A 13935-nucleotide genomic window follows, 5' to 3' on the forward strand; every position below is an offset into this window, starting at 1 on the left:
AACCGGTGACCACCAGGGCCCTTCAGCCGTAGCGCCCCGAGGGGGCCGAGGCGGTCGCGGATGCCACGGCGTCCGCGACCGCCTCGATGTCGCCGCCGGACAAGGACGAAACGGTCACCCGCACTCCGGGCGGCGAGGCAAGGCGGAAGCGCGCCCCGGGCGCGACGGCCCAGCCCGACTGCAACAACCGGGCGACCGCACCCGTCTCGTCGGGGACCGGCACCCAGACGTTCATCCCGCTACGGCCGTGCGCGGCGATCCCCCGCTCGCGCAGCGCGCGCACCAGGGCGTCCCGTCGTGAGCCGTACGCGGCGGCGACGGCCTCGGCGTCCACCGCTCCGGTCCGCCACAGGTGCACGACGGCGTCCTGCAGGAGATGGCTGACCCAGCCGGGACCCAGCCGCTGCCGCCCACCGACGCGGTCGATGGTGAGGGCGTCCCCGGTCAGTACGGCCAGGCGCAGGACGGGGCCGTACGCCTTGGCCGTGGAGCGCACGAACGCCCAGTGCCGGGTCCGTCCGGCCAGCGGAGCGAGGGCGAGGTCGACGATGCCGTGGCCGTGGTCGTCCTCGATCAGCAGCGTCTCCGGGCGGGCCTCGAGCACGGAGCGGAGGTCCGCCGCGCGCCCGGGGGAGACGGCGGCGCCGGTCGGGTTCTGCGCCCGGCAGGTGACCATGAGCGCGCGGGCGCCCCGGCTCAGGGCGCGTTCGACATCCTGCGGCAGCGGCCCTTCGTCGTCGACGGCCACGGGGACGGCGCGCAGACCCATCGCCGGGATCAGGTCCAGCGCGCTCCCCCAGCCGGGATCCTCGACCGCCACCGCGTCCCCGGGCCGGAGGTGTGCGGCCAGCACGCGTTCGATGGCGTCGAGCGCTCCGGAGGTGACCGCGACCGGGCCGTCCGGGACGCCGTCCGCGTCGAGGGCGGCGCGGGCCATCTCCTCCAGCTCGGTACGGACCGCGGCATCGCCGTACAGCGTCGGACTGTCGGCGTGGCGGGCGGCCGCAGCGGCGAGCGCGTCGCCCAGCGGCGGCAGGAGGGAGATGTCGGGGTTGCCCATCGACACGTCGACGACGCCGGGCGGTGCGGCGACGCCGATCGCCTCCCGCGCGGTGCTGGCGGGCCGCGCCCGCACCCGGCTGCCGCGTCTGCCCGCCGTCTCGATCACGCCGCGGTCCCGGAGCGTGCGGTAGGCGGCGGCCACCGTGTTCGGATTGACGTCGAGCTGCCGGGCCAGCTCCCGCAACGGCGGAAGAAGCTGCCCGGGGCTCAACTCCCCCGCCCCGACGGCCTGTTCGACGCTGGCCGCGATGTCTGCTGCGCGATGACCCGAGATCCGATACTCTCCTAGCACAAAACAAATTATGCATTAGTGCAATGGAGTTTGCAATGCCGGACACCGCCGCCGCTTCGGAAGCGGCATCCACCGCCTACACCGCCACCGACCGCACGGTCCCGACCCGGGCCGCCCACCGCGCGGCGTACGACCGCGAAAGCGTCCACGCGATACTCGACGACGGCTACCTCTGCCATCTCGGCTTCGTCCGCGACGGCGCACCCGTCGTGCTGCCCACGCTCTACGCCCGCATGGGCGAGCGCCTGTACGTGCACGGATCGACGGGCTCCCGTCCCCTGCGGATGAGCGGCAGGACCGACCCGGGACTGCCGGTGTGCCTGACCGTGACCCATGTCGACGAACTGGTGCTGGCCCGGTCCGCGTTCCACCACTCGATCAACTACCGCTCGGTGGTGGTCCACGGCACCGCGCGGCAGGTGACCGACGCCGCCGAGCGCGCCGAGGCCCTGGACGCGATCGTCGACCAGGTCGTGCCCGGCCGCTCCGCGGACTCGCGCCCCGCGAACCCCAAGGAGCTCGCCGCGACGGCAGTCATCCGGATCGACCTCGAGGAGGTCTCGGCGAAGGTGCGGACGGGAGGGCCCGGCGACGACCCCGAGGATCTCGCCCTGCCCCACTGGAGCGGCGTCGTGCCGGTCACGCGCGGCTACGGTGCGCCGGTCGCGTCCGACGACCTGGACCCGGCCGTCGCGCTGCCGGACTACCTGAAGGCTCTCTGACTCCCGGCCGGGCAGGTTGCCGGACCCGAACACGCCCTGGGCGCACGCGCGTTGAGGACGGTGGCCCGGAGCGCCCATTGCGACGGCGGCCCAACGGGACGGCGGCCCAACGGGGACTACGGCTCGACGACCCGATGGCCTGACGGGGATAGGCGCCCACCCCGCACCGTCGGGCGCGGGGTGGACGGGCGGCTCGTAGCGCCCCGGAGGTCACCCTCGGAGCATCACGCATCCGCTCAGGCCGTGGCCGCCCTCCGGGCGACCGCCGCCAGACGCGCCTCCGCCACCGCGAGTCCCGCCACGGCGGCCAGCAGGAGGAGCGTGCCGAGCACGGTCGCCGTCGTGAGCCGCTCCCCCAGCAGCGCCACCGCGATCACGGCGGCGCTCACCGGCTCGATGAGCATGATCACGGACGCGGTGGCGGCCCGTACGACGGCAGCCCCGGCGAAGTACAGCGCGTACGCGAGCGCCGTCGGGACCACGGCCACGTATACCAGCAGCACCAGCACCCGGGCCGGATCGGCGGTGTGCGGCAACAGCCCCTCCGCCAGGCCGAACGGCAGCAGGCACACGGCGCCGACGGCGAAGGCCCAGGCCGTGGTCGAGCGCGGGTCGGCGCCCGTCCCGTCGCGTCCGAGCCAGCGGGTGAGCAGCGTGATCGCCGCGTAGCCCGCCGCCGAGACCAGGGCCAGGACGACGCCGAGCGGCTTGACCACGCCGCCGCCGCTGCCGAGGACCAGGACCGCGAGCCCGCCGAGCGCTCCGGAGACGGCCACGACCCCGCCGCCACCGAGGCGTTCGGCCATGAAGAGCCGGGCGCACAGGGCGATGAGGACGGGCCCGGCGCCGAGGGTCACGACGGTGGCCACCGCGAGCCCGGTCGACTGCACCGCGGCGAAGTAGGCGGTCTGGAAGACGGTCAGGCCGAGGCCCGTACCGACGATCCGCAGGATCCGCCGGCGCCGGGACTCGGGGACGAGGGCCGCGGGTACGACGGCGGGGCGGCGCCGGGCCCGTGCCGCGCGCACGGCATGGGCGGTCAGCAGCAGGGCGAGCCCGCCGACATAGCGCCAGAACGACAAAGCGACAGGCCCGAGGTCGCTGAAGCGGTAGAGCACGGCCGCCGCCGCGCCCGCAGTACCCCAGGCGACACCGGCGACGATGAGATAGCACAGGCCACGCCCGACGGGCAGGCCGACAGCAGAAGAGGACACATTCGACACGAGAGAGTTCTCCGCGGAAGAAGGATGGGTCGCGAACGCTCCGTCTGCGGGCAGCGGCGACAGGCCCGGGCACGGCCCGGGCCGAAGAACCTCCGTGGAGCAGCCGCCCGCCTCAGGCGGCGGGAGGCGGAAGAACGAGTGCGGTCGAATGCATGTCCCGGACCCTACGTCGCCCGGCTCGCGGCGGGCAACTCGCTTTCTCCCTGCCCGGCGCCCGCCACGCCGCCCTGCTCGCCGGCCGGTCCGAGGTCCGGCGCGGAACCGGCGACCGGAACGCCGGAGGCCGTCTTGGGCGTCGAGGTCTGCGCGATGAACGCCCCTGCCAGGACAGCCGCACCTCCGACGACCTGAGGTGCGGAGAGGTGCTCTCCGAGCATCACCCACGCCAGTACGGTCGCGACGACGGCCTCCAGGCAGGCGACGACCCCGGCCACTTGCGGCGACAGCCGCCGGACCGCCAGCACACCGGTGAAGTAGGCGACGACGGTCGCGATGAGCACGACCCAGGCGAGGAGCAGCCCCGCCGGGACCACCGTGCCGTCCATGTCGGCCTGTCCGGCCAGCAGCGTCCAGTCCATGGTCCAGGGCCGGGCGACGAGGGTGAGCACGGCCGTACCGACGAGCAGGCCGTACGCGATGACCCCGATCGGATCGGCCGGGTTCTCACCGTCGCTGCCGTGGTCCGAGAGGACGAAGTAGGACACCTGACAGCAGGCGGCGCCGAAGGCGAGCAACAGGCCCAGCGCGTCGAAGCCGAGACCGGACCACACCTCGACGACGCAGGCGAGTCCGCCCACGGCGAGCACGACCCCGACGGCCGCCGCCCGGCTCACCGGCCGGCGCTGGACGAAGCGCACCCATCCCAGCAGCAGGGCCGGGCCCAGGTATTCGACGAGCAGGGCGACCCCGACGGGGATACGCGAGATGGCAGCGAAGTAGCACGCCTGGACGCCGGCCACCGCGAACAAACCGAACCCGGCCAGCAGGGCCGGGCGTTGGCGCACCAGGGCACGGTGGCGCCAGGCGACGGGCAGCATGACGAGGGTCGCCCCGGCCGCGCGCAGCCAGACCACGTGCAACGGATCCAGGCCCGCCTCGATCAACGGCTTGGCCGCGACTCCCGATCCACCGAATGCGAACGCCGACACCAAGGCGAGGCCGAGGCCGACGCTCCTCCCCTGAGACGCGTGCATCCGGCCATGATGACATCGAACGACAGGAGCGTCATCTCCGATGCCCCTGACATCCGCTTCGAGTCCTTTCAGGCCCCTTCAGTCCGCCGCGCCCCGAATCGGGCGCTCCGAGGCCGAGTGTCGCGGACGCATGATCCTGCCCGGACCGCGCGCTCACGTCCGGCCGGAAGCGCACCCTCCGGCGCGGCCCGGACGATATCGGGTCGGGGTCGGGGTCGGGGTCGGGGTCGACGGGGAACGGGTGCGATCGAATCGGGCCGACCGGCATGGGTCGACCGGCATGGGTCGACCGACTGCCGTAGCGGGGTCACCGATCGCCGGAAGCGGGTCCGCCGGGCGACGCGTCGGCGAGCCGTGCCGCCAGCCGTTGCCGGTCGACGCCCGCCCGGCGCAGCACTTCCGCGGCACGGCTCTCCGCGTCGGCGGTCAGCGCCGCCAGCAGGTCGAGCCCTTCGGCACCTGCCGCACCCCGGGCGCGCGCCCGCCGCCCGGCACATTCCATCGCGGCGGCGGCGGCAGGCGACCAGCCCGGCATGCCCGGCCCGCCGCGGACTGCGCGCACCCCCGGTGAGCCCTCCACCGAGCTCCGCCACCGGAGCCCGTAGCCGATGCTGCGTTGCACGAGGTAGCTGAGGAGCCGGGCGACCTGCGGCCCGCCGCCTATGGCCGCCCGGGCCTCCGGGTCCGCTTCGAGGAGAGTGTGCAGGAGGTGGGCGGTGTCGACCTGGCGGTCGGCGTCGCGGACCGCGCGCCTGCGCGCGCCGCTGACCACCGACGCAAGCGCCACGCTGGGCCAGGCGTCGGATTCGGGACTGAACTGCCCGTGGGCGGCGGGCAGTGGCGAACGGTTGTGCACGCTTCCCATCCCATCAGTCCCGGAAGCCCGTTGCATCCACAGGCGAGAGTATCCGCCCCTACCACGGAGGTTGGGGACGGTTGTGAGACTTCTCCTCCCTGCGGATGAGCACGCTCTCAGGGTCGCCGGATCCCGCATGGGCAGACCTGACGGACCGTCAGTCTTGAATGTTCGAGCCCCCGGGGCTACGGTCCGCGAGCGCCCGACGCAGCGGACGGATGAGGGGTGGTCGTATGGCCGAGGTCAGCGCCGAGACACGCATCGAGGCACCACTGGAGAAAGTCTGGGAACAGCTCACGGACTTCACCTCGTACGGGCAGTGGAACGCCACGCATACGGGATTCCCCAAGGGCGCCCCCTCTTCCCTGGCGCCGGGCTCCACCTTCGAGGAGAACATGCGGCTCATGGGCTTCCCCGCGGAGGTCACCTGGACCGTCGCGGCCTGCGAGCCCGCCCGGCTGCTCCACATCAAGGGCCAGGGCCCCATGGGCGTGAACGTCGGTACGCGGTACGCGCTGACGCCGGACGGTGACGGGACGCGCGTACGGATCGACGGCGAATTCACCGGCGCGGCCGTCTCGTTGATGGCGGGCAAGCTCAAGGACTCGGCGACGGCGGCACTGAACGAGTCGCTGCGCAAGCTCAGCGGTCTCATCGCCTAGGCCTCCCCCGGGACCGGCGGCCGGTTCGCCGCGCCGGAGCGACCGCACGACGGAGGGGCGGCCCGCGGGCCGCCCCTCCGTCTCCCGGCCGACCCTCCGCCGCCCAGCAAGGTGTCAAGGCCGGGGAGTCGGCACATCGAGAACCGTCAGCGCACCGTCACCTCAGCCGTACGCCCGCCCGCGGTGAACTCGTACGCCCCGCGCTCGACGCGCGGCGTTCCCGCCCCGTCGATGTCGCCCGGCGTGACCGCGAGCACCCGTGCCGGGACCGTCATCGCCACGGTCCTCGACTGGCCCGCCTTGAGCGCCACCCTCGTGAAGGCGGCCAGCTTCCGGGCGGGCGCCAGGACGTCGCTCACCGGGCGCGAGACATACACGGGAACCACCAACTCCCCGCCCCGGCGACCGGTGTTGGACACGGTGACCTTCAACCGCACCGCGTCCCCGGGGGCGACGGACGTCCGAGACGGGCGGACGGCGTCGAAGGCGTAGCGGGTGTACGAGAGCCCGTCGCCGAATGCGTGGGCCGCGTCGTACGCGGACTCGGTTCCGGCGTTGGTTCCGGGCAACTGCTGGTAGTACATCGGCTCGTTGCCGGTCTTCTTCGGCCACGACACGGGGAGCCTGCCGCCGGGATTCGCCCGGCCGAAGAGGACGTCGGCCACGGCATGGCCCCCCTCGGTGCCGGGGAGCCACGCCATGAGCAGCCCCTCGGTGCCGGACGCATCGCCGAGTGCCAGAGGACGTCCGGCGATCACCACGACCACGACGGGCTTGCCACTCGCCTTGAGCGTCTTCACCAACTTCTGCTGATCGGCGGAGAGTTCGGGCCGGGGCGTGTCGGCCTCTCCCTCGGCGGCGGCCTTCTCCCCCACCACGACGACGTTGAGATCGGCGGTGGCCGCCTGTCCGGCCGCCTCCTCCGCGGTCTTGGCGTGAACGACGTCGGTCCCCTTCGGGGCCGCCGACCGGATGCCCTCGAGCACGGTGGTGCCGGGGAGTTCGACTCCTTCGGGCACCCGCTGCCAGCCGATCGTCCAGCCTCCCGCCTGGCTGTCGATGTCGTCGGCGTACGATCCGGCGACCACGATCTTCCGGGCGTCCCGGGGTACGGGCAGCGTCGCACCCTCGTTGCGCAGAAGGACCTGGGAGTCGGTGGCGGCCTTGCGGGCCAGCGCCCTGTCGGCACCGAGCACGGCGTCGTCGGCCTCGCCCGCATCGACGTACGGGTCCTCGAACAGGCCGAGTTCGAACTTCAGCCGCAGGATCCGGGCCACGGCCTCGTCGATCCGCCGCTCCTTCACCAGGCCCCGCCGGACGGCGGTGAGCAGGCCATCGGTGAACTCCTTGGCGTGGTACGGCTCCATGGCCATGTCGATGCCGGCGTTCACGGCGAGAGCGATGGCCTCCGGGTAGTCGGCGGCGACCTTGTACTTGGCCTGAAGGGCGCGGATGTCCTCCCAGTCGGTCACCGCGACCCCCTTGAAGCCCCACTGCTCGCGCAGAACGTCAGTGAGCAGATAGTGCGAGGAGGTGGCCGGAACGCCGTTGACCGCACCGGAGTTGACCATGACGCTGTCGGCCCCGGCCTCGATCGCGCGGCGGTAGGGCGCGAGCAGCGTGTCCTGGAGGTAGCGCATCGACACATCGGCGGGCACCCTGTCGTGCCCGTTGGAAGGCTCGGAGTATCCGGCGAAGTGCTTGACGGTGGCGGCGACCCGCTTCGCGCCGCCGGCGTGCTCGGTGCCGCGGGTCGCGGCCGCCGCCAGGGCGCCGGCGAGCAGCGGGTCCTCGCCGTAGGTCTCGTAGTAGCGGCCCCAGCGCTGGTCGCGGGCGAGGTCGGCGACGGGCGAGAAGTTCCAGTCGATGCCGGTGGCGGCGACGGCTCGGGCGGTCGCCGCGCCCGAGTCCCGTACGGTCCGGGCGTCCCAGGTGGCGCCGAGCCCGATCTGGTGGGGGAAGACGGTGGCACCGAGGACGTTGTTGTGGCCGTGGACGGCGTCGACCCCGTAGAGCACCGGGATGTGGAGCCGGGAGTTCTCGACGGCGTACTTCTGCACGGAGTTGACCATGCGCGCCCAGTCGGAGGGGGTGTTCTTCTCCGGACCCATGCCTCCGCCGGAGAGGACGGACCCCGCGGCGTAGTCGTCGAGGACGGTCTTCATGCAGGTCTCGTCCAGCGCGCCGCCGCTCCACTCGCAGTCGCCCTGCATCCGGGCCACGGCGATCTGGTCCATCTGCCCGGCCTTCTCCTTCAGCGTCATCCGGCCGAGGAGATCCGCGACGCGCTGCTGAACCGGCGCGCGAGCGTCGCGGTACGTGGGCGTGCCCGCCTGGGCGGGCGCGGACGCGAGCGTGGCCACGCAGGCGGTGACGGTCATGAGTGCGGCCGCGCTGCGGCGGCGGGCACGGCGGGTGGCTCTCGTGCGTACGCGCCCGGGGAGGTGGCGGGCCAACAGCGTCATGAGGGCTCCGTTTCGTGGTCGGCGAGCGGAGTCTTTCCCCGGCCATGACAACCCGTCAAGAGACGCGCCAGACTTTTCTCACACCATGAATTAACCGCCGTGCACACGAAGAGCGGCCCCGCGCACCTTCAGCGCGGAGCCGCCGTTCACCGCCCGGACATTCGTCAACTCTCGTCAACTCGGTAGTGAATGACCGAACTTGATGACCCATCAGCGCATCAGTCCTCTTCGGCGAGGATCAGATACAGCTCCTTCCGGGCCTTGTTGACGACCGCGAGGGCCTTGTCCCGCTGCTCCAGCGTACCGGTGGCCCACACCTGGCGGAACGCCTCGACCAGACCGCCGCCCGCCTTCCGGATCTCGCCCATCGCCTCCCAGTCGACGCCGCGCCCGGCCTCCTCCCAGGGGGCCTCGGGGCCGGCCTCCGATTCGGTGCGACCGGCCTCGGTCAGCTCGAACAGCTTCTTGCCGCCCTCGCTCGCGCTGCTGATCAGCCCTTCGTCCTCCAGCAGCTGCAGCGTCGGATAGACCGAGCCGGGGCTCGGCTTCCACGCTCCGCCGCTGCGCTCGGCGATCTCCTGGATCATCTCGTAGCCATGCATCGGGCGGTCCTTGAGCAGCGCCAGGATCGAGGCGCGCACATCGCCGCGCCGAGCCCTCCCGCGCGGCCCGCCGCGCCCGCGGCCGCCCCAGGGGGGTGGCCCTCCGAAGGGCGGGCCGAACGGCCCGAAGGCCCCGCGCCGCGCATCGAACTCGCCTCGGTCCGCATGACCGGGTCCGCAGGGTCCGTGTGCTCCGTGTCCATGTCCGTGGGAACGCATGATGACGCTCCTTCCATCGTTGATCTGTCGCGATGCCTCAACGATATATCGGAACAGTTCGTTCGACAACCCCCCGACCGACCCCGGCCCTGGTCGGGCATCGGGCATCGGGCATCGGGCATCGGCCGGGGCGTGCAGGACACCGCCAACGCCGGCGGGCGAGCGCGAGCTGCGCGGTCCGGGCGGCTGTGCGCGGGGTCCCGATTCGACAGCGCTGCCGCCTCGGCTCCCGGAAGCCCCCCCCCCGCCGCCGCGAGCTGCCGATCACCGTTCCGCACCGATGCCGGACGCGCGCGATGCCGGATACGTGCGGTACTGGATACGTGCGGCGCCGGAGGCCGGCCTCGGCATGAGTGCGCTCGCCATGGTGGCCGGACCGCCGCTTACTGCGGCCTTCGCCGAGCCGGACCGGTACGTCGACCCAAGCGGCGGCCAGGCGGGGCCGAGCCGGTCCGGCGCACGTCAGTGATGCGCAGCTACGGGGGTGTGGAATGCGTGCACCACATCCACGAAGCTGCTTTCGCCCGGACCCAATCCCGACTTCGTACCGCAACGCCCGCCACCCCATGGCGACTTGACGATTTTGCGAATTGGCGACTCAGCGATGAAGGAACTTGCACAACCGTGCCACGCTCCCCCATGCGCGCCGCCGCATGCCGCTGCACCTGTGCCGCCGCCTACGCCGAAATACGCGACGCCTTACGCCGACGAGCCCTTCCTCGCTGTCCAAAGAACGGGACCACGAAGGGATACGACGGCTTCGCGCCGCATCCTTGGCTTGGCGGGGCCGAGCAGTTCTGCGATAAACTGGAATCAATCTCGGCGCCGGCCGGTTCTTCCTCGATCGGTTCGATCGCAGCGTCCACAGATGGGTTCTGTCACTCGAGGTTGTGCCACCCCCAGCGCCTATCTCCGTCGCACGACTGTCGTCGTGAGGGAGATCGGTTCTCATGGACCTCAACACCATCACGGAAGTCGTCCGGCGCCCGCCCGATCGGCCGGGCACGGACTGGCGCGAAGGCGACGCGTGGCTCGCAGGCGGAACGTGGCTGTTCTCCGTGGAGCAACCGGGCCTGCACCGCCTGATCGACCTGACGGCGTTGCGGTGGGATCCCCTCGTCCCGAACGACATGGGCCTCGAAGTCGGCGCAACGTGCACCGTCCGCGACCTGTATACGGCTGCGCTGCCCGGCGATTGGACCGCTGGCACCCTTTTCACGGTGAGCTGCGAGGCTTTCCTGTCCTCGTTCAAAGTCTGGAACTCGGCAACCGTCGGCGGCAATATCTGCATGTCCCTGCCTGCCGGTCCCATGATCACGCTGACGGTCGCGCTCGAGGCGACGTACGAGCTGTGGGCTTCTGACGGATCCACACGTACCGTCGATGCCCTGGACTTCGTGACCGGCAACAACCGCAACATCCTTGCTCCGGGCGAAATCCTGCGGCGCATCACCATTCCGGCGCACGCTCTGAGGAAACGCACCGCGCACCGCCGCTTCGCGCTCACCCATCTCGGCCGTTCGTCGGTCTTCCTCATCGGTACGCAAACGCCGGGAAAGAGCGACCTGCTGCTGACCATCACCGCCGGCACCACACGGCCCGTACGCATTGCTTTCGACACCATGCCCGATGCCCGAACTCTCCAGCAGAGCATCGACGTTGTCCCCGCAGACGTCTGGTTCGCCGACCTCAATGGGACCCCCGACCACCGTCACCACCTGACTCAGCATTTCGCCGAAGAGATTCGTCACGAACTCATCTCCGGGACTCAGGCATGACCTACATCGTGAATGGCAAGCGGTTCGAGGAAGAACCCGACCCCGGCCAGTGCCTGCGCACATTCCTCCGCTCACTCGGCCACTACGGCGTCAAGAAGGGGTGCGATGCCGGCGATTGCGGCGCATGCACCGTGTGGCTGGACGGCAATCCGGTGCACAGCTGCATCACCCCGGCGTTCCGCGCGGACGGTCGTGAGGTGACGACGATCGAGGGCATGGGATCACCCGGCAACCTGCATCCCATGCAGCGACGGTTCCGTGACGCCCCGGGGTTCCAATGCGGTTTCTGCACCGCAGGGATGATCATGACGTCGGCGACGTTCACCGAGGCTCAGAAGGCAGATTTGCCACGGGCGTTGAAGGGCAACCTCTGCCGCTGCACCGGCTATCGGGGAATCGAGGATGCCGTGAAAGGCGTCGTCGGCGTGGAGACGGCCACGCCGGGAAAGGCCGTCGGGACGAGCGTGAGTGCCCCGGCTGCCAACGACGTGGTGACCGGTCGCGCCGAGTTCACGATGGACACCGACATGGCGGGCATGCTGCACCTCAAGGTGCTGCACTCCCCGTACGCGCACGCCCGGATCGTCTCGATCGACAAGACCGCGGCACTCGCGGTTCCCGGCGTGCGTCGCGTCTACACCTGGGAAGATGTGCCGCGCAAGCGCTATACGACGGCGATCCACAACAACCATCTCGTCGATCCGGACGACACGTTCATGCTCGACGACATGGTCCGTTTCGTGGGCCAACGCGTCGTCGCGGTCCTGGCCGACACGGTCGGAGCGGCAGAAGAGGGCTGCCGCAAGGTTCATGTCGATTACGAGGTGCTGCCGGCAGTATTCGATCCCGAAGAGGCGATGGCCGAGGGAGCGCCACAACTGCACGGCGCGGAGGATCCGTTCGTCCTCGATCCGGTCCGCAACATCCTGCTGGAGATCCATTCGCATCTCGGCGATGTCGATGCGGGGTTCGCCGAGGCCGACGTGATCCATGAAGGCACATACTCCTCACCGCGAGTGCAGCATGCGCATCTCGAGACCCACGGCTCGATCGCCTGGATGGAGAACGGTCGTCTCAACGTCCGTACGAGTTCGCAGTCGCCGTCGGTCGCGAAGGTCAAACTGGCGCATCTCTTCGCCTTGCGCCCCGACCAGCTCCGCGTGTTCTGCAAACGCGTCGGCGGCGGCTTCGGCGGCAAGCAGGAACTGATCTCGGAGGACCTGGCCGCGCTCGCGGCTCTGGACACCGGGCGGCCCGTGTCCTTCGAGTACACCCGCGAGGAGGAGTTCACCACGGCTTCGCCACGGCATCCGATGACGTTGACGGTCAAGCTCGGCGCGAAAGCGGACGGAAGACTCACGGCGTTCGAGGTCCGCAATGTGTCGAACACGGGCGCCTACGGAAACCACGGCGGCGAGACGCTGTATGCGGGTGGCTCCGCCGTCATGGTCTACCGCTGTCCCAACAAGAAGTACGACGCGTACTCCGTCTACACGAACACGATTCCGAGCGGAGCGCTGCGCGGTTACGGGATGACCCAACCGGCGTTCGCCGTGGAATCGGCGATGGACGAACTCGCCCGCGCCCTGCACATCGACCCGCTCGCACTACGACGACGCAACATCGTGCGGCCGGGCGACCCCCTTCTCTCCATGCACGACGGCCCCGACGACGTGTCGTTCACCGAGGACGGGCTCGCGAAGTGCATCGACCTGGTGGATGCCGCCATGACCCGTGCGGCCCATGAGCCTCCCCCCGGCCCCGAATGGCTCGTCGGGTCCGGCGTCGCGAGTTCCTTGCACGAGACCGCGCCCCCGACCGAACACATCTCGGAGGCCTGGGTCACGCTCGGCGACGACCTCGTGTACGAGCTGGCCGTCGGAACAGTCGAATTCGGCGAGGGCACCTCGACGGCCCATGTCCAGATCGCGGCCCATCAGCTGGGTACGACACCGTCGCGGATCCGCCTGGTGCAATCCGACACCGACCGCACGGGATTCGACACCGGTGCCTTCGCGAGCGCAGGGCTCTTCGTGTCGGGCACTGCGGTACTGCGAGCGGCCAATGCGGTCCGCGACCGCATCCTTGAATTCGCTGCCGCTCACACGGGCGTCCATCTCGTGATGTGCTCGATGGACGACGAGAGTGTCGTCTGCGGCGACCAGCGTGTGTCATTGGCCGAGCTCGTCGCCTTGGCCCGAGCCCGCGGAATCCGGTTCACCGTCGCCCGCAAGGCGTACGGCTCGCCTCGAAGCGTCACCTCCAATACGCAGGGGTTCCGCATCGCCGTCCACCGGGTGACGGGGGAGATCCGCGTCCTTTACAGCGTCCAGGCGACCGACGCCGGCGCGGTCATCAACCCCGCGCAAGTCCGGGGACAGGTGGAAGGCGGTGTCGCCCAGGGAATCGGCTTCACGCTGACCGAGAACTACCACGTCGACGCGGACGGCGTCATGGTCAATCCGAACTTCCGCAACTACCGCATCCCCACCTACGCCGATGTGCCCCGCACCGACGTGCTCCTGGTGGACTCCTCGGACTCCTTCGGGCCCATGCGGTCGAAGGGAATGGCCGAATGCTGTATCAACCCGGTGGCCCCCGCATTGGCGAACGCGCTCCATGACGCCACCGGCGTCCGCTATCGCGCGCTGCCCCTGACGCCGGAACGCATTTACAGCCGGATCGCCGCAAGCCAGACGGTGCGACCGTTCTGATTGATCACCACGTGCACCACCAGGGCCGCGCTGAACGCGCCGATCGCCCCTCCGCGTGCGGCGAACCCCCGCCCGCGCACGGCCGGCCCGGCAAGCGCCCATGATCGGGCTCCGCCCGATCCAAGGCCCCGTCCCCACGAGCCCGGT

Annotated in this window: 10 protein-coding genes; 4 read left to right on the forward strand and 6 right to left on the reverse strand. The window is 70.8% G+C overall.

Annotated features, from left to right (window positions below; all coding sequences use genetic code 11):
* Positions 1-22: 22 nt before the first annotated feature.
* On the reverse strand, positions 23-1354 hold the full coding sequence (locus ACGFNH_RS29295; protein WP_393658813.1) for an aminotransferase class I/II-fold pyridoxal phosphate-dependent enzyme: 1332 nt from the start codon (positions 1352-1354) through the stop codon (positions 23-25).
* A 35-nt stretch (positions 1355-1389) separates the two neighbouring features.
* On the opposite strand from ACGFNH_RS29295, the gene ACGFNH_RS29300 reads away from it, so the two are divergent.
* Positions 1390-2076: a pyridoxamine 5'-phosphate oxidase family protein gene (locus ACGFNH_RS29300; RefSeq protein ID WP_393658815.1), complete on the forward strand. Its 687-nt coding sequence runs from the start codon at positions 1390-1392 to the stop codon at positions 2074-2076.
* A gap of 236 nt (positions 2077-2312) precedes the next feature.
* Here ACGFNH_RS29300 and ACGFNH_RS29305 read toward each other — a convergent pair whose 3' ends face one another.
* The 3 genes from ACGFNH_RS29305 to ACGFNH_RS29315 all read right to left on the reverse strand — a co-directional run bounded on the left by ACGFNH_RS29305 (position 2313) and on the right by ACGFNH_RS29315 (position 5357).
* On the reverse strand, positions 2313-3299 hold the full coding sequence (locus ACGFNH_RS29305) for a DMT family transporter (RefSeq protein WP_393658816.1): 987 nt from the start codon (positions 3297-3299) through the stop codon (positions 2313-2315).
* A gap of 164 nt (positions 3300-3463) precedes the next feature.
* Complete coding sequence (locus ACGFNH_RS29310; RefSeq protein ID WP_393658818.1) at positions 3464-4492, reverse strand: DMT family transporter; 1029 nt, start codon at positions 4490-4492, stop codon at positions 3464-3466.
* A 307-nt stretch (positions 4493-4799) separates the two neighbouring features.
* On the reverse strand, positions 4800-5357 hold the full coding sequence (locus tag ACGFNH_RS29315; RefSeq protein WP_393658820.1) for a Clp protease N-terminal domain-containing protein: 558 nt from the start codon (positions 5355-5357) through the stop codon (positions 4800-4802).
* Positions 5358-5581: 224 nt separating this feature from the next.
* On the opposite strand from ACGFNH_RS29315, the gene ACGFNH_RS29320 reads away from it, so the two are divergent.
* Complete coding sequence (locus ACGFNH_RS29320; RefSeq protein ID WP_393658822.1) at positions 5582-6010, forward strand: SRPBCC family protein; 429 nt, start codon at positions 5582-5584, stop codon at positions 6008-6010.
* Between the two features lie 146 nt (positions 6011-6156).
* On the opposite strand, the gene ACGFNH_RS29325 is transcribed toward ACGFNH_RS29320, so the two are convergent.
* Both ACGFNH_RS29325 and ACGFNH_RS29330 read right to left on the reverse strand, forming a co-directional pair.
* Entirely contained in the window at positions 6157-8475 is a 2319-nt protein-coding gene (locus ACGFNH_RS29325) for a glycoside hydrolase family 3 N-terminal domain-containing protein (protein WP_393658824.1), read from the reverse strand.
* Positions 8476-8693: 218 nt separating this feature from the next.
* Positions 8694-9296, reverse strand: coding sequence for a PadR family transcriptional regulator (locus tag ACGFNH_RS29330; RefSeq protein WP_393658826.1), 603 nt, complete (start codon positions 9294-9296; stop codon positions 8694-8696).
* A gap of 950 nt (positions 9297-10246) precedes the next feature.
* On the opposite strand from ACGFNH_RS29330, the gene ACGFNH_RS29335 reads away from it, so the two are divergent.
* Together ACGFNH_RS29335 and ACGFNH_RS29340 are read left to right on the forward strand one after the other, a co-directional pair.
* On the forward strand, positions 10247-11074 hold the full coding sequence (locus ACGFNH_RS29335) for an FAD binding domain-containing protein (protein WP_393658828.1): 828 nt from the start codon (positions 10247-10249) through the stop codon (positions 11072-11074).
* Positions 11071-13788: a molybdopterin-dependent oxidoreductase gene (locus tag ACGFNH_RS29340; RefSeq protein WP_393658830.1), complete on the forward strand. Its 2718-nt coding sequence runs from the start codon at positions 11071-11073 to the stop codon at positions 13786-13788. Before ACGFNH_RS29335 ends, ACGFNH_RS29340 begins: the two co-directional genes overlap by 4 nt.
* Positions 13789-13935 lie beyond the last annotated feature (147 nt).

Source organism: Streptomyces sp. NPDC048639, assembly GCF_043199075.1.
Taxonomy (GTDB): Bacteria; Actinomycetota; Actinomycetes; order Streptomycetales; family Streptomycetaceae; genus Streptomyces.

Excerpts from the sequence above, each read along its gene's own strand:
- ACGFNH_RS29330 (WP_393658826.1), bottom strand. The coding sequence starts at position 9,296 with ATGCGTTCCCACGGACATGGACACGGAGCACACGGACCCTGCGGACCC.
- ACGFNH_RS29300 (WP_393658815.1), top strand. The coding sequence starts at position 1,390 with ATGCCGGACACCGCCGCCGCTTCGGAAGCGGCATCCACCGCCTACACC.
- ACGFNH_RS29310 (WP_393658818.1), bottom strand. The coding sequence starts at position 4,492 with ATGCACGCGTCTCAGGGGAGGAGCGTCGGCCTCGGCCTCGCCTTGGTG.
- ACGFNH_RS29335 (WP_393658828.1), top strand. The coding sequence starts at position 10,247 with ATGGACCTCAACACCATCACGGAAGTCGTCCGGCGCCCGCCCGATCGG.
- ACGFNH_RS29315 (WP_393658820.1), bottom strand. The coding sequence starts at position 5,357 with ATGGGAAGCGTGCACAACCGTTCGCCACTGCCCGCCGCCCACGGGCAG.
- ACGFNH_RS29320 (WP_393658822.1), top strand. The coding sequence starts at position 5,582 with ATGGCCGAGGTCAGCGCCGAGACACGCATCGAGGCACCACTGGAGAAA.
- ACGFNH_RS29340 (WP_393658830.1), top strand. The coding sequence starts at position 11,071 with ATGACCTACATCGTGAATGGCAAGCGGTTCGAGGAAGAACCCGACCCC.
- ACGFNH_RS29325 (WP_393658824.1), bottom strand. The coding sequence starts at position 8,475 with ATGACGCTGTTGGCCCGCCACCTCCCCGGGCGCGTACGCACGAGAGCC.